The sequence below is a fragment of the Pseudomonas sp. RT6P73 genome, assembly GCF_054897715.1.
Map to the genome: position 1 here is coordinate 2,165,503 of NZ_JBUBUV010000002.1, position 16,242 is coordinate 2,181,744.

The following is a 16,242-nucleotide window of genomic DNA, read 5'->3' on the forward strand; positions in this document are numbered from 1 at the left end:
CTGGACTGCGACTGCTGCGCAGCCGAACGCAGCCTCGCGCTGCTCGGCAGCTGCTACGGGGATCAGTGGTTGTGGGGGCTGAGGGTGAGTTCGGCGCACAAACCGCCGCCTTCGCGGTTGCTCAGGGTCAGGGAACCGCCGATGGCCAGCGCCAGTTGCTGCGCGATGGCCAGGCCCAGGCCGGTGCCGCCGGTATTGCGGTTGCGCGAATTCTCGACGCGATAGAACGGCATCAAGACTTGCGCCAGTTCCTCTTCGGCGATCCCCGGCCCGCGGTCCAGCACCTTGATGGAATGACTGCCGTCGGCCTTCGATACCACGTGCAACTCGGCGGCACCGGCGAACTTCAGCGCGTTATCCGTCAGGTTGACCAGCACCCGGCGCAGGGCATGGGGGCGAGTGTCGATGACCCCGGCCTTTTCACCATTCAACTCCACCGCCTTGCCCATGTCCTGATAGTCGTAGACCAGGCTGTTGAGGAACGAATCCAGATTGATTCGGCAACTGGCTTCAGTGGAACCGTGAACACTGCGGGCATAGGCCACGCCTTCGCGCACCAGGTGCTCGATTTCGCTGAGGTCGTTCGAGAGTTTTTCTTTCTCGCTGGAATCATCCATGAATTCGGCCCGCAGTTTCATACGGGTGATCGGGGTTTGCAGGTCATGGGAAATCGCCGCCAGCAGTTGCATGCGCTCTTTCAGGTAGGCGGCAATGCGTGCCTGCATGGCATTAAACGCCCGAGCGGCATGGGCGACTTCGGTCGGGCCTTTTTCGTCCAGGTGCACCGCGTGGGTGTTGGGGTCCAGGGTGTCCACTGCCTGAGCGAGGCGGGTGAGGGGGCGGATGGCGACTCTCACCGCCAGCCAGGTGCAGATCAATAAAAGGGTCAGCTGCACCAGCAATACCATCGGTAACCATGAGGACAGCGGCATCACCGACGGCCGGACATCGATGGTGAGCGGGCCGCCGTCGGCGAGTTTCAGGTGTGCCTGGAAATGCTGCTTTGCGTCTTCAATGCGAGTGAACGCCAGGGCATATTGCTCGCCGACAGCATCCTGGATGGACTGCACCGCGTCGTGGGCATCCTTGAGGTCGATCGGCGTGCCTGGCAGGCCTTCGCCCAGCGAGTAGCGATAGGTTCGGCGCTCGAAGCGTGGCACCCAGTCGGCGCGTTCGGCGGCCGGCAAGCGGTCGAGGATCGAGACCGCGATTGACACGTCGTTTTCCAGGTTGCCCAGCAGCATCGCCTCGGCACTGCGATAACGTTCGTAGAACTGCACGCCGAAGGAAAGGCCGTGGGCGACGATCAGGCCTGCCAGGAAAATCAGCGACAGCCGCGACGCCAGCGTACGCGGCCAATGCAGGGAGAGTTTCATGATTCTGCGCCGAGCAATTCCACGGGGTAGGAGAAGACGTAGCCTTCGCTGCGCACGGTTTTGATGTAGGTCGACTCCCGGGAATCATCCATCAGCCGTTGGCGCAGACGGCTCACCAGCAAGTCGATGGAACGGTCGAACAGGTCGGCGTCGCGGCCCTGGGTGAGGTTGAGCAATTGGTCACGACTGAGCACGCGCTGCGGGTGATCGAGGAAAACCCTGAGCAAGCGATATTCGGCGCCACTGAGTGCAACCAGCGTGTCGTCTTCGTCCAGCAAGTGGCGGGCGGTGGTGTCCAGGCGCCAGCGGCCGAAACCCAGCAACCGGCCGCTTTCGGTGATGAGCAGGTTGGGCGGCAGCATCCGGGTGCGGCGCAGCACGGCGTTGATTCGCGCCAGCAATTCGCGGGCGGCGAACGGCTTGGTCAGGTAGTCGTCGGCGCCCATTTCCAGGCCGAGGATGCGGTCGGTTTCGTCGTTGCGTGCGGTGAGCATCAGGATTGGCGTGGCCTTGTGCTTGCCCGAACGCAGTTCGCGGCACAGCAGCAGGCCGTCGTCGCCGGGCATCATGATGTCGAGCACGATCAGGTCCACGGTGTTGGCGTCGAGAAAGCTGCGCATCTGCCGGCCATCGGCGACCACTGTGGTGCGCAGGCCGTTCTTCTTCAGGTAATTACCGACCAGTTCGCGGATCTCGCGATCGTCGTCGACGATCAAAATGTGGTTCACGTGTTCCATTGCTCAACCCTCTTGTTATTCGCACGTCGCGCATTCTAGGGAGCCGCACCGCACCTGCCTGCCGGCCTTTGTATCTCACTGTATCTGGTGGTGACTTTGATACATGGGTATACAAGTCGGCTTTTTGCAGGGGCGGGTGTATCGAACTGTATCGGGTGCCCTGTGTGACACCTTACGCCTTAATAGTCGCGGTTTTTCGACACATGGCGGATACCTCGGGCCGGTTAAATGGGTTCTATCGAGACAGGACGACTTGCCTCGTTCCCACTACCCATCGACTTAGAGGACATCATCATGAACTGGAACAAATTGGTTGCCGCTGGCTTCTTTGCTGTCTTGAACGTTTCGGCGTTTTCGGCCCATGCGGATGTTCAGGCGCACGGTACCCACCTGGATATCAAGAAGGTGATTTCTACTGTAGAAGACGGCGGGGCAAATTGCGGGATTGTGAATGCGCGGATGACGTATCTGGATTCCAGCGGTACACAGAAGGTGCTGGATTACAGTAAGTTTGCGGCGTGCGGGAATCAGGGCGGTTGACCTTGGCGGCCTTCGGGCCGACCAGGTTCCCCCAGATGTACCCCGTCCAACTGTGGGAGTGAGCCTGCTCGCGATGGCGGCCTGACAGCCGGCCAATCACTTGCCGGTGCACACCGAACCATTGTGGGAGCGAGCCTGCTCGCGATGAGGGCCTGTCAATCAACATCGATGCTGGATGACTCACCGCCAACGCGAGCAGGCTCGCCCCCCCCCAGTGGATTGGGTGCTGGTCAGGCGCCGTTTATCACGCAACCACCTGATAACACGGCACATAAGCCGCGCCACCGGGCAGTTTCATCCGGTGCTGTGCGACAAAGGCTTTAAGCAGTTGGTCCAGCGGATGCATGACCGCCGCATCGCCACGGATCTGGTAAGGCCCGTGTTCTTCGATCAGGCGGATGCCCTTGTCTTTGACGTTGCCGGCGACGATGCCGGAGAACGCGCGGCGCAGGTTGGCGGCCAGTTCGTGGGCGGGGAGGTCGCGGCTGAGTTTCAGGTTGGCCATGTTTTCGTGGGTCGGGTCGAACGGGCGCTGGAAGCCTTCGTCGATTTTCAGCAGCCAGTTGAAATGGAACGCGTCGTTGCGCTCGCGGCGGAACTGTTTGACCGCTTTGAGGCCTTGAGTCATCTGGCGCGCGACTTCAGCCGGGTCGTCGATGATGATTTCGTAGTGTTGTTTTGCGGCGTCACCCAGCGTCGCGCCGACGAACGCGTCCAGTTGTTCCAGATACGGTGCGGCATGTTTCGGCCCGGTGAGGATGACCGGGAAGGGCAGGCCAGCGTTGTCCGGGTGCATCAGGATGCCGAGCAGGTACAGGAACTCTTCGGCGGTGCCGGCGCCGCCGGGGAAGATGATGATGCCGTGGCCCACGCGTACGAAGGCTTCCAGGCGTTTCTCGATGTCTGGCAGGATCACCAGTTCGTTGACGATCGGGTTCGGCGCTTCGGCGGCGATGATGCCGGGCTCGGTCAAGCCCAGGTAACGGCCGCCGTGGATGCGTTGTTTGGCGTGGGCGATGGTCGCGCCTTTCATCGGGCCTTTCATCACGCCGGGGCCGCAGCCGGTGCAGATGTCGAGGCTGCGCAGGCCCAGTTCGTGGCCGACTTTCTTGGTGTATTTGTATTCTTCGGTGTTGATCGAGTGGCCACCCCAGCACACCACAATCTTCGGCTCGACGCCGGGGCGCAGGGTGCGGGCGTTGCGCAGCAGGTGGAAGACGTAGTCGCTGATGCCCTGGGACGTGCTCAGGTCGATGCGCTGGGCGTCGAGTTCGTTTTCGGTGTAGACGATGTCGCGCAGGGCACTGAACAGCATTTCACGGGTGCTGGCGATCATTTCGCCATCGACGAAGGCGTCGGCGGGGGCGTTCAGCAGTTCGAGGCGGACGCCGCGGTCCTGTTGGTGAATGCGGATTTCGAAGTCCTTGTAGGCTTCGAGGATAGTCTTGGCGTTATCAACATGGGCGCCGGTATTGAGGATAGCCAGGGCGCACTGGCGGAATAAGGTGTAGGTGCTGCCGGATCCGGCTTCGCTAAGTTGCTGTACTTCACGTTGAGAAAGGGTTTCCAGGCTGCCTTTAGGGCTGACGGAGGCGTTGATTACATGTCGTTGGGTCATTCAATGATCCTTAAAACGATGTCATTCATACAGGCAAATGGCACCCGAATAGTGTGTATCCATGAAAGAAGATGGCACGAACTGCGCTGTATCGCCATGTTCCCCGATTGACGATGAAAAGATGAAGAGACGCCCAGCATAGCTAAATCCTGCGCAGGGGCGATAATGCCCCGCAGTCTTTTCGCTCTCCGAGCCTTTTACCATTGATGCAAGGAACCCCGTCACGATGTTCGAAATCCAGCCGATGAACGCCGAACTCTTTCGAAAGCAGACACGGCGCAGCACGGTGATTATTGCGCTGATATTCCTCGCGTTGGCGATGCTGCTGTCCACTGTGGCGGTGGCATTGTTTGGCGAGCCCGGGGGCGACAATCTGCGGTTCAACGTCGGCGGCGTGTTTGTCGCGGTGCTGCTGATGGCGGCGCTGATGCGAGGCACGTTCTGGTCTCAGGCCTGGATGGCGCCGGCGGTGTACGGCTGGCAGCTCAAACGCAGCCTGATGAGCATCACCAATGTGATGCATCAGGTAACGGCGGCGGTGGAGGCGGGTGACCCGACGGCCATGAAGCTGCTGCGTTTCTACCATCTGGGGTTGAGCCAGATGCACGAACTGGACGGCAACTCCAGCGACCATGGCCAATTGAGCCGCGAAATGGAAGAACACAGGGCGCGGATGGAAGCGCTGGGCCTCGTTACCGAACAGACGCAATTGAATCCCGCCTGGCTTGAAGCGGTGAAGCAGGCGCCGAAGTAATATCCGTGGGGTGGCATCGTCACCCTCACACAAACCCATCACAACGCTAGCAAAATCGCCTATCTTGTTTCTGATGGGGCATTGCCATCCGAGTGTCTGACACGGCTGGATGGCGCAAAAAGGGCGAACGGGAAAATTCGCCATGTCATAACGATTCAGGGAGCGTCATGGGGCATCCGTCCATCAACGACCGAATTGAACACACCCGGCCCATCGCGCCTTGGGAGCCCGAGCCGATCGAGTCCAGACTCAGGGTCCGTTACGCGGTTGTCCTGCTGGTGGCGGTGTGCCTGTCCATGACGGCCATTGTCATCTGGGAAGTCTGGAACTCGCGCCAATACCATTTGCATGACAAAGAAGTGGCAATGTCCAACCTTGCCCAGACCTTGGCATCGCAAGCGCAGGCGTCGATCAAACAGGCCGATACGCTGCTGTTTACCCTGGTGGACCGCCTCGAAAACGAGGGTGTGGCTGCTGCGCAGCTACCCAGGTTGCGACGCTTGCTCAGCGCCCAGCGCAGTGAGCTGAGCCAGCTCCATGGCTTGTTCGTATTCGACGAACAAGGGCGGTGGGTCGCCAATTCCAACGGCGCGGATGTGCCCGGTGCAAACAATTCCGACCGCGAGTATTTCATCTACCACCGTGATCATCCTGACCGCGGCCCCCATATCGGCCCGTCGATCAAGAGTCGATCGACCAGCGAATGGATCATGACCGTGTCACGTCGGATCAATCATCCGGATGGCAGCTTCGCCGGTGTCGCGCTGGCTTCGATCTATCTCAGCCATTTTCTCGGGCTCTACGACAGCATCGACATGGGCAAAAACGGCGTGATCAACCTGATCGCCGACGACGCCACCATCGTCGTTCGCCGGCCCTTCAATGAAGCAGAAGTCGGCAGCAGCGTCGCCAAGGGACCGCTGTTTACGCAATTGTTGCCCAAGGGCAATTCCGGCACGGCCACCGTCAAGTCATATGTGGATGGTGTCGAGCGAGTGGTGGGGTTTCGACGGGTCGATGGCTATCCGCTGATCGTCTTCGCCGCTCTCGACAAGAATGACGTGCTGGCCGGCTGGCGCGAAGAGTCAATCCTCAGCGCTGTCATCGTGCTGTTGCTGCTGGTGTTTCTGGGAGGGCTCGGTTATCGCCTCATTCGCTTCATGAAACAGCAGAATCACATTCAGAGCGTGTTGCTTGATGCTCAGGAAAAGCTCATCGAGGTCAACCGCAGCCTGGAATTGCTGGCGCTCGAAGACGCACTGACCGGGCTTTCCAACCGACGTCAGTTCGATCTGTTCATCCTCGCGGAAATGGGCCGTGCCCGGCGCACCCTGACTCACCTCGCCATGCTGATGATCGATGTCGATCACTTCAAGAGTTTCAACGATCGTTACGGGCATGTGGCGGGCGATGAGTGCTTGCGCAAAATCAGCGCAATCATCAAGGACAACATCAAACGCCCGGGCGACTTGGCCGCCCGCTATGGCGGCGAGGAATTTACGGTGGTGTTGCCCGGCACCGACTATGTGGGGGCGTTTCTGGTCGCGGAAAAAATCCGCCGCGCGGTACAGCAGGCGGGGATCGAACACAGCGAGTGCCCGGAGGGTACGGTGACCGTCAGTGTGGGGGTTTGCGCCTACAACCCGGCTTCACAGGATCAGCCCAACGATTTGGTCAGCGCGGCGGACAAGGCCTTGTATGTGGCCAAGGCCAGTGGGCGGAACATGAGTGTCATTGCAAACTGAATTCAAACGAAGCGGTCGCTGCCCTGGACCAGTTTTGCGGACAGGTACGATTGCTTGAGTTTTTCCAGCCACCAGCCCAGTGCACGACCGTCATGATCGCCGCGCCAGCCGGCGTACAGAATGTTCGGCTCGCGCGGATCGGCCATCCGCTTTTCCACCAATGTGCCGCTCCTCAGTAATGCGCCGACCCGATGCCTGGGCAACCAGCCCACACCGAGGCCATCGCACTGGGCGAGAATCTTTGCGCGCATGGTCGGCACGGCGAGGACCGGTTGGCCGCCTGAGACGCCATACGTGCTGCCCTCGGAAACCCTGGACGAATCGGCCACGACAATCGCCCGGTGCTGCGCAACCATCGCCCGTGAAATCGGTTCCCTGGCCTTGGCCAGCGGGTGTTTGGGCGAGACCGCGAACACCCACTCCATTTCCCCCAATTGCATCCAGCGCAGGGTGGGGATGGCCGGCGGTTCATTGGTGGCGCCGATGATCAAGTCTGCGCGGCCTTCACGCAGGGCTTCCCACACGCCTTTGAGCACTTCGTGAGTGATGCGCAGCGGTACGCCGGACTCCAGCGCATCGAACTCGTGAATCACCGGTATCAACGCTTCGAACTCGAGCAGTTCGTCGGTGACGATCCACAACCGGCTCTCCCAGCCATTTGCCACTTGTTGCACCCGCTGGGTCAGCCGCGAGACGTCTTGCATCAGTCGCGCCGCCTCGTTCACCAGCAACTCACCCGCCGGGGTCAGCTGCAAGCGATAGCGACGCCGGTCGAACAACAAGGCGTCGAAGCGTTCTTCCAGTTGCCGCGCCGCGTAGGAAACCGTTGACGGCGCTTTCCCCAAGTGAGCGGCGGCCCGCGACAGGCTGCCGGTTTCGCGAATGGCTTGGAGCAACGTCAGGTCTTCAATCGACAGCATTTTCTATCCTCGGCGGGTGTTTCAGGCGGCCCGGCGTAACTTCCACAGCCTGATCAGTCGAAGATAGACCACAACGTTGATTGCCAGCACCACGCTGCCCAGTGCCAGTTGAATCGTCGGTGTCAGCCCGGCGGGGTAGATGACCGGCCAAACATAATGCTCGATGAAACCACCGCCGTAGCCGGTTTGCCCGGCGGCCTCGCGCATGAGGTTTTCCCATTGCGTCAGCGGGCACGTGAGGTGGAAGACCTCCACGGTCACGCCCCACGCAGCCGCAGGCAGGTGCCACCAGATCAGGGGGCGCCATTTGAGCACCAGCAGCCCGCCGAACAGCACGAACAGAATGAACATCAGATGAAACAGCACCAGCCCATCGGCGGCAATTCGGTAAAGCATGTCGACTCCCTGACGCGTTATGCGAATGGCTCCATGGTACTCGGTTCTCTTCATTTACAGCGCTTCAGCGCCATTCGGCGAACGTTGCGCGCAAATGCGCAAGATTGTTCAAGCCAGCGAACGCAACTGCTGGCACAGTCTGGCGACTTTCCCTGGTTGTAGAGCGTTATGTCGAACTCACTCATGCCGCGCAGTGCCTTTCTTCGCGGCGCCGTGGCGATCATGCCGTTGTCTCTGGCGACTGCGCCTTGGGGACTGTTGGCCGGGTCCATGGCCATCGAGGCCAACCTCACGCCGCTGCAAGGTCAGGGCTTGTCGAGCATTGTGTTTGCCGGTGCCGCGCAACTGGTCGCCATCGGCATGCTCAAGGGCGGCGCCGGGATCTTTTCGATCCTGCTGACCACGCTGTTACTGACCTCCCAGCATTTGCTGTACGGGATGAGCCTGCGTTCGGTGATTTCACCGCTGCCGGGTCGCTGGCGCGTGGGGCTGGGTTTTCTGCTCACCGACGAACTGTTCGCCCTGACCAGCCAGCATGACAAACAGCAGTTCAATCGCTGGTACGCCTTGGGCGTCGGCCTGACGTTTTACATCGCCTGGAACCTGTTCACACTGGCCGGCATCGTGCTGGGCAGCAGCATTCCCGGCCTCGAACACCTGGGGCTGGACTTCTCCATCGCCGCGACCTTTATTGCCCTGATCACCCCGGTGGTGCGCAACGTTCCGACGGTGGTGTGCGTCGCGGTGTCGCTGTTTTGTTCGGTGTTGTTCAGCTACTGGCAATGGGGTTCGGCACTGGTGTTGTCGGGGTTGCTGGGTATGACCGCAGGCTTTGTCTGCAACAAACTCTATGGGGGCCGCACATGATGGTCTGGGCTGTGATTGTCGGGATGGGCGTGCTCGTCTTTCTGAACCGCTACGTATTCCTCGAACCCAGGCTGCCGCTACGCTTGAGCAGCAACGCCCGGCAGTTCCTCGGTTTTGCCGTGCCGGGGATGTTGACCGCGATCTGCGGGCCGATCGTATTCATGCCGGAAAAACAGCTGAATTTACAGTGGGACAATCCGTACCTGATCAGTTCGCTGGTGGCGGTGGGCTTGGTGCTGTACACCCGCAATACTTTGCTCAGCATGTTGTTGAGCATGGGGTTTTTCTTTTTGCTGCGCTGGTGGCTGTGAGTCGCGCTTTGGAAATTGTTCTACGCTTAAAGAGGATTCCATCTGGAAGCGAGGTAAGTATGGCCAACGATCCTAAACGTGCGGACCTGGGTGAAGACGAGGATGAACCCACCGAGGAAGAGCTTGAGCGGCAGAGGCGTTCAACGCAGACCTGGAAGCATGACGACAGTCAAGAGCTATCAGACCGAGATCAAGAGCGTCCGCTGAAGCCTTGATCGATCTGCAGCCTCGCAGTCATGCGAAACGCTGTTCACTTATTTTCAATCAGTGACAAAACTGTGGCGAGGGTGTGCCTGAAGCACCGCGGTTAAAGTGAATAGAAAGTCCGCAAGGGCTTTGGATCAGTCGTCGAACAGGGCATTCGGAAAGTCTGCGGTGCAATCCTTGTGCAAATAATCAGAGCTGAAAAAGAGGCCTTGATGGGCCTCTTGTTCAGAGTGCAACGATGTCCGGTTCGTTCAGTGTTGAGCTGAACCGTGCATCACCTCAAAGATCTTCCAGAGGCGGAAAATCCGGGTGGGAGGCCCGATAGCCCAACGTCTTGTCGATCCAGGCATTCAGCTCGTTGACCATGACCGGCGGTTTGCCGGAGTAGGTTGCGAGGGTTGAACGCAGGATGTCGTCGATATTGGGGATGGAACGCAGGTTTCGGGTCTTTATGTATTGCCCGATAAAACAGTCAAGTTGGTAGCGTTCTGTCAGCGACAGGTACACGCACTCCAGACCGCTGACTTGATTAATTACAAGATCGTCGCGCAACTTAGTTCTCTGCAAGGCTTGTTAGATTTAGGGATTTCCTTAGTTATTGACTCTTTGGTCAACTGAGTACTGCCGGGGGAAATGCGGCGCGCATGCTAGCTGTAGTGGTACTAAATGTATGTACGATGATTCGATTGTCGGACAAGCGGTTAATGCGTCGTTTGGCCGCACATCGACAAGTGTTTCTACTATGAAACAGTCTGTGTAACGTTCGTGTCGTGCGCTTATTTGGGTCCAGGAATGGATCCACTTTAAATAAGCTTATCTATCAACATCGCACCCTGATTCCTGACATTTCCCACCGCTTTATCGACCCTGTACCACTCGAACACTTCGCTGTCTTCACCCTGCAAAAGCACCATCTGCTCGGCGCGCTCTTTGGGCGTGGCCGGGTCCAGCCATTCGCGGGCCAGTTCTGCAGATAACACAACCGGCCGCCGGTCATGAATGTCGAGCATGCCGCCGGCGCTGTCCGCCGTGATGATCACGAAACCGTCGTCACTGCGCGGCTCGCTTCCCCCGTGGGCAAACTGGCCGATTGCCGCGCAACAGATCGGCCCCCGATCTCGTCGACGAATGAGCCAAGGCTGTCTCGTCGAATCGCCGGCATCGACCCATTCGAACCAATTGTCGATCGGTACAATCGCACGGTGCGGCCAGATCGCCCGGAAGAACGGGCCGTGCGCCACTTTCTCGACCCGGGCGTTGATCGGCGCCGCGCGATCCTTTGCCCAGTGCGGACGCCATCCCCAGCGCACCGAATCGGCGTGCAATCCATCGGGCTCAAGGTGCAGCAGCGCGAGCTGGGTGGTGGGCGCGGCGTTGTAGCGGGCCAGCGGTTCAACACCGACCTGGTTGATCAGCGCGTCGGGAATGCTCAACACCGCGACAAAGTCGTGAATACCCCGGTACTGCGACAGTCGTCCACACATCGGTTAATCCTCCGGCTGGAGCTTTCAGTGTAGGAGCACGGCTTGCCGGTGAAGGTTTCACGCAGATCCATCAAATTACATGCGCGCGCTGCAACTCGGTCAACGACAACGCCTTCAGCTGCGCGAGCACCGGGTCCCGTCGGTCGCGAGGATGGGGCAGCTCCACGGCCAGTTCCTGGCGAATGCTGCTCGGGCGATTGTCCATCACCAACACGCGATCGCTGAGGTACAGCGCTTCATCGACGTCATGTGTCACCAGCAGCAAGGCGATGGCGTGACGCTCGGCCAGTTGCAGCAGCAGGTCCTGGAGTTTCATCCGCGTGAAAGCGTCCACTGCGCTGAACGGCTCATCGAGCAACAAAACCTGCGGCCGCGAGTAGAGGCCGCGGGCGATGGCCACCCGTTGCGCCATGCCGCCGGACAAGGCTTTTGGCAGCGCCTGAGCGAAGCCGCCGAGGCCGACTTCTTCGATCAATTGCGCGACCCAGGCTTTGTCGTAGTGGTGGTCGGCGCTGAAACCAATGTTTTGCTCAACCGTCAGCCAGGGCATCAGACGGGGTTCCTGAAACACGAACGCGACTTCCCCGGCGTTGTTGCGCAGCTCACCCTGGAAGTCCTTTTCCAGGCCGGCGACGATCCGCAGCAAAGTGCTTTTGCCGCAGCCGCTGGGGCCCAGCAGGCTGACGGTTTCCCTGGGCTGCAGTTGCAGATGGATGTTGTTGAGGACCGTAACGGCGGCGAAGGTCTTGCGCTCGACGCGAATGTCCAGCAGGTGTTCGGTCATGGCTCAATCCTCTGCGCTTTGGCCGTTGAAGGTGTCGCGCCAGGCCAGGAAGCGTTTCTCCAGACCGGCGAGAATGCCGTCGCTGAGTTTGCCCAGCAGCGCCAATACGATGATGGCGGCCAGGACGATGTCCGGGCGTGAAGTCTCGCGCCCGTCACTGAGCAAATAGCCCAGGCCTTTGGTGGCGGCGATCAGCTCGGCGGCCACCAGAAACATCCAGGCCAGGCTCATGCCGCTGCGCAATCCGGTGAACAGGCCGGGCAGGGCGGCGGGCAACAGAATCCGCCGCACCAGACGCCGGCGGCTGAAGCCGTATATTTGCCCGACTTCCACCAGTTTACGGTCGATGTCGCGGATCGCCGCGACGCCATTGAGGTACACAGGGAAGAACGCGCCGATGGCGATCAGGACGATTTTCGAGGTCTCGTCGATGCCCAGCCACAGCAGCAACAGCGGCACCCAGGCCAGGCTCGGAATCGAGCGCAAACCGGCGAACGTCGGTTCCAGATACGCTTCGGCTTCGCGGCTCAAACCCACCCACGCGGCGAACACCAGGGCCAGGCTGGCGCCAATGGCGAAACCCAGCAGCACCCGCAGCAGACTGGCGCTGATGTGTTTCCACAACGCGCCCTCGGCCAGGTCACTGAGGGTCACCGCGACCTCGCTCGGGGCCGGCATTTGATAGGACGGCAGCCAGCCGATGCGCACGACGACTTCCAGCACCAGCACGATGAGTACCGGCAGCGCCAGGCCCTTGAGGCGCAGTTTCCAGGCGTTGCTCAGGCCTCCGGGTGCAGGCAATGTCAGGGGGGCGGGCAGGTCTTTGCTTTTGCTGGTCATGAGTTTCTCCAGTCACGACAAATCCGCGACGGGCGCGGGCAAAATCAAGAGCTCGCAGCCTCGTTTCACTCGACAGCTGCTACACGGAAATATGCGTTCCTTGTAGCAGCTGTCGAGTGAAACGAGGCTGCGAGCTTTTATTGTTACTGACGGGCCACGGTTTCCTTGAAGCCAGTGTCGATCAACTGATCGATCACCTGGTCGACATTCACCCCACGGCGAACCAGTTCTTCAGAGACCAGGATCGGCGCGGCGGCCTTGGAGGCGATCACATCTTTGGCGGTCAATTGCGGGCTGCTCAGGTCGGTGCGCGACAGCTGCAGCTTGGCCACTTCCAGCGGCAGACCGGATTCGGTCGCGAGCAACTTCGCCAGTTCGTCAGGGTTTTTCACCGCCCAGTCACGGGCCTTTTCATAGGCGCTCAGGACGGTTTCGATGGTCTGCGGATGTTCTTTGGCATAGGTCTCGGTGACGCTGACCACGCCGTAGCTGTTGAAGTGAGTGTTGCGATAAAGCAGGCGCGAACCGGCCTGGACTTCGCTGGCCGCCATGTGCGGATCAAGGCCGGCCCAGGCGTCGACGTCACCTTTTTCCAGCGCGGTGCGACCGTCCGGATGCTGCAAATGCACCAGCTCGACATCGTCCTTGCTCAGGCCCGCCTGTTGCAGGCTGCGCAAGGTGAACAGGTACGGGTCGGTGCCTTTGGTGGCGGCGATTTTTTTGCCCTTCAGGTCGGCCACGGTTTTGTACGGCGAATCCTTGCGCACCACTAGCGCGGTCCATTCGGCGCGGCTGTAGACGTAGACCGATTTGATCGGGCTGCCGTTGGCGCGGCTGAGCACGGCGGCCAGGCTGGCGGATGACGCAAAGTCGACGCCGCCACTGTTGAGGTATTCCAGCGAGCGGTTGCTGCCCTGGCTCAACACCCAGCTGACCTTGGTCTGCGGCAAGGCCTTTTCGAGGAAACCAAAGTGCTTGAGCACTAGGCTCACCGGCGAGTAATAGGCGTAATCCAGGTGCACTTCGGCCGGTGCGGTTTCGGCTGCTTGCGCCACGGGTTGCAGGCTCAGGGCCAGGGCGCAGGCGCTCAGCAGATACCTGACGTTTGGAAAGCGGAAGGTCGGTTTCATGGGACAGCTCCGGGCAAGGCGACGAGATTCTTATGTCCAAAAATTTAGTTTTAACGAATGCTTCCTGCATAAAAGGAATATTGCAGGCTCTGTGCCATGTCGCGCACTTGCAGGCTTTTCGGGGGTTGTGGCGGCGAGGGTGAGGGAATTGGCTGTACCGGTGAAAACAGTCTGTTGAGTCGCTGTTGCTGGGCGAACAGCAACTTTTCCTGGTCATGAGCTTATGCATAAATCGAATTTATAATCGAAGCTGTAAGAGCGTTAGGGTCTATACGAATAACGTTCCTGGAGCCTTCGATGAACATTTCCCGATTTGTGCGCGGTCTGTTGACCAGCGCAGTGTTTGCCGCGCCACTGAGCCATGCCGCAGAACCCGTCGTGTTGCACGTCGGGGATCAGAACTACTACAACGTTCGCGCCTCGGTGGAGGCGTCGGGAGTGCTGGAAGGGGCGCCCTATACCGTCGACTGGAAACATTTTCAGGCCGCCGCGCCGCTGGCGGAAGCGCTGAACACGGGTGCTCTGGATGTGGGCTTTCTCGGTGATTCCGGCTTCCTGTTCCTGGCGGCCAAACAGGCGCCGGTGAAGTTGATCGGTGTGTCGCGGCAGAACCCCGACACCATTGCCCTGTTGGTGCCCAAGGATTCACCGGTCAAAACCATTGCCGATCTGAAGGGCAAGAAAGTCGCTTACTGGCCCGGTGCCTGGAGCCAGCAACTGACCCTGCGCGCCTTGGAAAAAGCCGATCTGCCGGAAGACTACGTCGACTTCATCAAACTGATGCCGATCGACGCGGCCGCCGCGTTGCCGCAAGGCAGCATTGACGCGTTCCCGGTGTGGGAACCGTACATTTCCCAACAGATTCTGTTCTCCGGCGCCCGGCCGATTCTCACGGCGAAAAACCTCATGCCCGGCCTGAGCGCCATTGCCGCCTCGACACCGTCGATCGAGAGCAAGCGCGAAGCCATTGCCGACTTCCTGGTGCGCCTGAAAAAAGCCCGGGCCTGGGTCGACAACCACACTGACGAGTACGCCGATCTCTGGGCTAAGAAGGCCAACCTCGACCAGAACGTGTCGCGCCATTGGCTGCGTCAGGCCCACATGACCGTCGGCCCGGTAGATGCGCAGGCTGCCAAGGATCTGCAGAGCACCGCGGACTTCCTGTTCAAGGTCAAGGCGCTGCCGGCGGCATTGGCGACCGCACCAATTATCGACAGCTCGTTCCAGCAGTCGCTGGCGCAGTAATCCATGAGGGTGAGCGCTGGAACCAAACACTGTGTACCCTGATCCAACTTCGGCCTGCAGCCACCTGCGGGCCGACAATGGATGAATGGGCGAAGGGTTTTTGCCGTTAACGTGATGACCGTAACGGTCTGGCCCAAGGCAAACCATGAAACAGCTGTTCAAGGTTCTCTCTGCGCTCGTCCTCGCCGTCGGGCTGGTTGGCTGCATCGCCTCACCGATCGAACTGACCCCGCAGACCGAACAGCGCCTGCGCGAGCAGCCACCGATCCGCTTCCTGTTGACCTTCGACGACGGTCCCAGCGCGTCGAGTTTCTGGAACCCGAGCATGACGGTGCTCGACAGCCTCGCGCAGAACCCGGTGCAACCGGGGATCAAAGCGGTGTTCTTCGTTCAGACCGGCGCACCTCGGGCCGGCGACAGCGACATCGGGCGCGGGGTCATGCACCGGGAACAGGCTGGAGGGCATGTGCTGGGGTTCCACACGGCGACCCACTCGCACACCAATCACCGCTCGCTGAGCCCGCAAGAGCTGGAACAGTCGCTGAGCAAAGGCAGTGCCGACATCGCCGCGATCACTGGCGCGCCGCCCACCTTGGTGCGCCCGCCGTTCTGGAGTTACGACAAACGTGTGTTCGCCGCCTACCAGCGCCACGGCATGCACCTGTTGCTGACCGACCTGAGCGCCAACGACGGCAAAATCTGGGGCTTCAACGCCAGCCCCCGACGGCGGGCCAACATGCTGCGGCAATTGTCCGAAGTGCGTGAACGCATTGCACTGGGCGAGTTGCCGACGGTGGACGGTGTAGTTCCGGTGGTGGTGACCTTTCACGACCTGAATCGCTATACCGCCCGGCATGCCCGCGAATACCTGCAAATACTCCTCGACAGTGCCCGTGCCACCGGTGTGACGGTGGCGCAGAAGCCGTTTTATGACGACACCGCAGCGCTGCGACGGGCGGCTCTGGCGCGCACCGTCAGCAGCGGTTCAGAGGCAGAGAAGTTGCCGGGGATCTGGAACTGGCTGTGGGATGGGGATTCGCATTGAAAACTGAGCGAAATGAGCAGCCAACACAGAGTGTGGTGGCGCTGTCGTAGCGGTGGCGAAAGCGATACCGCTCGAGCATCCACGCTCGCCGGCTGAAGTGGATCCATGTAGCAGCTGGCGAAGCCTGCGTTCGGCTGCGCAGCAGTCGTAAAACTGGCATACACGGTTTACCTGAAACAACGCGGTCTCTGATTTTACGACTGCTGCGCAGCCGAACGCAGGCTTCGCCAGCTGCTACAAAAA

The 16,242-nt window shown here is 60.1% G+C and carries 17 protein-coding genes; 7 read left to right on the forward strand and 10 right to left on the reverse strand.

Annotated features, from left to right (window positions below; translation table 11 throughout):
* Positions 1 to 62: 62 nt before the first annotated feature.
* On the reverse strand, positions 63 to 1,376 hold the full coding sequence (locus ACYZT6_RS10670; protein ID WP_462026849.1) for an ATP-binding protein: 1,314 nt from the start codon (positions 1,374 to 1,376) through the stop codon (positions 63 to 65).
* Positions 1,373 to 2,113 carry a response regulator gene (locus ACYZT6_RS10675; RefSeq protein WP_462026850.1) on the reverse strand — a complete coding sequence of 247 codons (741 nt, stop codon included), beginning with the start codon at positions 2,111 to 2,113 and terminating at the stop codon, positions 1,373 to 1,375. Before ACYZT6_RS10675 ends, ACYZT6_RS10670 begins: the two co-directional genes overlap by 4 nt.
* A 294-nt stretch (positions 2,114 to 2,407) precedes the next feature.
* Between ACYZT6_RS10675 and ACYZT6_RS10680 the strand changes: the two genes are divergently transcribed.
* Complete coding sequence (locus ACYZT6_RS10680) at positions 2,408 to 2,653, forward strand: DUF2790 domain-containing protein (RefSeq protein WP_462026851.1); 246 nt, start codon at positions 2,408 to 2,410, stop codon at positions 2,651 to 2,653.
* Positions 2,654 to 2,897: 244 nt separating this feature from the next.
* Here ACYZT6_RS10680 and ppnN read toward each other — a convergent pair whose 3' ends face one another.
* Complete coding sequence (gene ppnN / locus ACYZT6_RS10685; protein ID WP_462026852.1) at positions 2,898 to 4,271, reverse strand: nucleotide 5'-monophosphate nucleosidase PpnN; 1,374 nt, start codon at positions 4,269 to 4,271, stop codon at positions 2,898 to 2,900.
* A 226-nt stretch (positions 4,272 to 4,497) separates the two neighbouring features.
* Here ppnN and ACYZT6_RS10690 point away from each other — a divergent pair, with 226 nt between their 5' ends.
* The gene (locus ACYZT6_RS10690) at positions 4,498 to 5,025 is read left to right on the forward strand and encodes a DUF3087 domain-containing protein (protein WP_462026853.1); all 528 of its coding nucleotides are present in this window, start codon (positions 4,498 to 4,500) and stop codon (positions 5,023 to 5,025) included.
* Between the two features lie 167 nt (positions 5,026 to 5,192).
* On the forward strand, positions 5,193 to 6,770 hold the full coding sequence (locus ACYZT6_RS10695) for a sensor domain-containing diguanylate cyclase (RefSeq protein ID WP_462026854.1): 1,578 nt from the start codon (positions 5,193 to 5,195) through the stop codon (positions 6,768 to 6,770).
* Between the two features lie 2 nt (positions 6,771 to 6,772).
* Here the strand turns inward: ACYZT6_RS10695 and ACYZT6_RS10700 are convergent, their stop codons facing one another.
* Together ACYZT6_RS10700 and ACYZT6_RS10705 are read right to left on the reverse strand one after the other, a co-directional pair.
* Positions 6,773 to 7,690, reverse strand: coding sequence for a LysR family transcriptional regulator (locus tag ACYZT6_RS10700; protein ID WP_462026855.1), 918 nt, complete (start codon positions 7,688 to 7,690; stop codon positions 6,773 to 6,775).
* A gap of 21 nt (positions 7,691 to 7,711) precedes the next feature.
* Positions 7,712 to 8,086, reverse strand: coding sequence for a DUF2784 domain-containing protein (locus ACYZT6_RS10705; RefSeq protein WP_462026856.1), 375 nt, complete (start codon positions 8,084 to 8,086; stop codon positions 7,712 to 7,714).
* Positions 8,087 to 8,254: 168 nt separating this feature from the next.
* On the opposite strand from ACYZT6_RS10705, the gene ACYZT6_RS10710 reads away from it, so the two are divergent.
* Both ACYZT6_RS10710 and ACYZT6_RS10715 read left to right on the forward strand, forming a co-directional pair.
* Positions 8,255 to 8,953 (forward strand): AzlC family ABC transporter permease, encoded by a 699-nt coding sequence (locus ACYZT6_RS10710; RefSeq protein WP_462026857.1) that lies wholly within the window; start codon positions 8,255 to 8,257, stop codon positions 8,951 to 8,953.
* Positions 8,953 to 9,264: an AzlD domain-containing protein gene (locus tag ACYZT6_RS10715; protein WP_462029928.1), complete on the forward strand. Its 312-nt coding sequence runs from the start codon at positions 8,953 to 8,955 to the stop codon at positions 9,262 to 9,264. The genes ACYZT6_RS10710 and ACYZT6_RS10715 overlap by 1 nt, the downstream gene beginning before the upstream one ends.
* 486 nt (positions 9,265 to 9,750) lie before the next feature.
* Here the strand turns inward: ACYZT6_RS10715 and ACYZT6_RS10720 are convergent, their stop codons facing one another.
* The 5 genes from ACYZT6_RS10720 to ACYZT6_RS10740 form a co-directional block, all read right to left on the reverse strand.
* Positions 9,751 to 10,023 (reverse strand): hypothetical protein, encoded by a 273-nt coding sequence (locus tag ACYZT6_RS10720; RefSeq protein ID WP_462026858.1) that lies wholly within the window; start codon positions 10,021 to 10,023, stop codon positions 9,751 to 9,753.
* 251 nt (positions 10,024 to 10,274) lie between these two features.
* Positions 10,275 to 10,955 carry an SOS response-associated peptidase gene (locus ACYZT6_RS10725; protein WP_462026859.1) on the reverse strand — a complete coding sequence of 227 codons (681 nt, stop codon included), beginning with the start codon at positions 10,953 to 10,955 and terminating at the stop codon, positions 10,275 to 10,277.
* A gap of 70 nt (positions 10,956 to 11,025) precedes the next feature.
* A complete protein-coding gene (locus ACYZT6_RS10730) occupies positions 11,026 to 11,739 on the reverse strand; it encodes an ABC transporter ATP-binding protein (protein ID WP_462026860.1) in 714 nt (237 codons plus the stop codon).
* Positions 11,740 to 11,742: 3 nt separating this feature from the next.
* Entirely contained in the window at positions 11,743 to 12,579 is an 837-nt protein-coding gene (locus ACYZT6_RS10735) for an ABC transporter permease (protein WP_462026862.1), read from the reverse strand.
* Positions 12,580 to 12,722: 143 nt separating this feature from the next.
* Positions 12,723 to 13,709 carry an aliphatic sulfonate ABC transporter substrate-binding protein gene (locus ACYZT6_RS10740; protein WP_462026863.1) on the reverse strand — a complete coding sequence of 329 codons (987 nt, stop codon included), beginning with the start codon at positions 13,707 to 13,709 and terminating at the stop codon, positions 12,723 to 12,725.
* 297 nt (positions 13,710 to 14,006) lie between these two features.
* Here ACYZT6_RS10740 and ACYZT6_RS10745 point away from each other — a divergent pair, with 297 nt between their 5' ends.
* Together ACYZT6_RS10745 and ACYZT6_RS10750 are read left to right on the forward strand one after the other, a co-directional pair.
* Positions 14,007 to 14,954: an ABC transporter substrate-binding protein gene (locus tag ACYZT6_RS10745; protein WP_462026864.1), complete on the forward strand. Its 948-nt coding sequence runs from the start codon at positions 14,007 to 14,009 to the stop codon at positions 14,952 to 14,954.
* A 145-nt stretch (positions 14,955 to 15,099) separates the two neighbouring features.
* Positions 15,100 to 15,999, forward strand: a complete 900-nt coding sequence (locus tag ACYZT6_RS10750) for a polysaccharide deacetylase family protein (protein WP_462026865.1) — start codon at positions 15,100 to 15,102, stop codon at positions 15,997 to 15,999.
* Positions 16,000 to 16,242 lie beyond the last annotated feature (243 nt).

Excerpts from the sequence above, each read along its gene's own strand:
- ACYZT6_RS10670 (WP_462026849.1), bottom strand. The coding sequence starts at position 1,376 with ATGAAACTCTCCCTGCATTGGCCGCGTACGCTGGCGTCGCGGCTGTCG.
- ACYZT6_RS10675 (WP_462026850.1), bottom strand. The coding sequence starts at position 2,113 with ATGGAACACGTGAACCACATTTTGATCGTCGACGACGATCGCGAGATC.
- ACYZT6_RS10680 (WP_462026851.1), top strand. The coding sequence starts at position 2,408 with ATGAACTGGAACAAATTGGTTGCCGCTGGCTTCTTTGCTGTCTTGAAC.
- ppnN (WP_462026852.1), bottom strand. The coding sequence starts at position 4,271 with ATGACCCAACGACATGTAATCAACGCCTCCGTCAGCCCTAAAGGCAGC.
- ACYZT6_RS10690 (WP_462026853.1), top strand. The coding sequence starts at position 4,498 with ATGTTCGAAATCCAGCCGATGAACGCCGAACTCTTTCGAAAGCAGACA.
- ACYZT6_RS10695 (WP_462026854.1), top strand. The coding sequence starts at position 5,193 with ATGGGGCATCCGTCCATCAACGACCGAATTGAACACACCCGGCCCATC.
- ACYZT6_RS10700 (WP_462026855.1), bottom strand. The coding sequence starts at position 7,690 with ATGCTGTCGATTGAAGACCTGACGTTGCTCCAAGCCATTCGCGAAACC.
- ACYZT6_RS10705 (WP_462026856.1), bottom strand. The coding sequence starts at position 8,086 with ATGCTTTACCGAATTGCCGCCGATGGGCTGGTGCTGTTTCATCTGATG.
- ACYZT6_RS10710 (WP_462026857.1), top strand. The coding sequence starts at position 8,255 with ATGTCGAACTCACTCATGCCGCGCAGTGCCTTTCTTCGCGGCGCCGTG.
- ACYZT6_RS10715 (WP_462029928.1), top strand. The coding sequence starts at position 8,953 with ATGGTCTGGGCTGTGATTGTCGGGATGGGCGTGCTCGTCTTTCTGAAC.
- ACYZT6_RS10725 (WP_462026859.1), bottom strand. The coding sequence starts at position 10,955 with ATGTGTGGACGACTGTCGCAGTACCGGGGTATTCACGACTTTGTCGCG.
- ACYZT6_RS10730 (WP_462026860.1), bottom strand. The coding sequence starts at position 11,739 with ATGACCGAACACCTGCTGGACATTCGCGTCGAGCGCAAGACCTTCGCC.
- ACYZT6_RS10735 (WP_462026862.1), bottom strand. The coding sequence starts at position 12,579 with ATGACCAGCAAAAGCAAAGACCTGCCCGCCCCCCTGACATTGCCTGCA.
- ACYZT6_RS10740 (WP_462026863.1), bottom strand. The coding sequence starts at position 13,709 with ATGAAACCGACCTTCCGCTTTCCAAACGTCAGGTATCTGCTGAGCGCC.
- ACYZT6_RS10745 (WP_462026864.1), top strand. The coding sequence starts at position 14,007 with ATGAACATTTCCCGATTTGTGCGCGGTCTGTTGACCAGCGCAGTGTTT.
- ACYZT6_RS10750 (WP_462026865.1), top strand. The coding sequence starts at position 15,100 with ATGAAACAGCTGTTCAAGGTTCTCTCTGCGCTCGTCCTCGCCGTCGGG.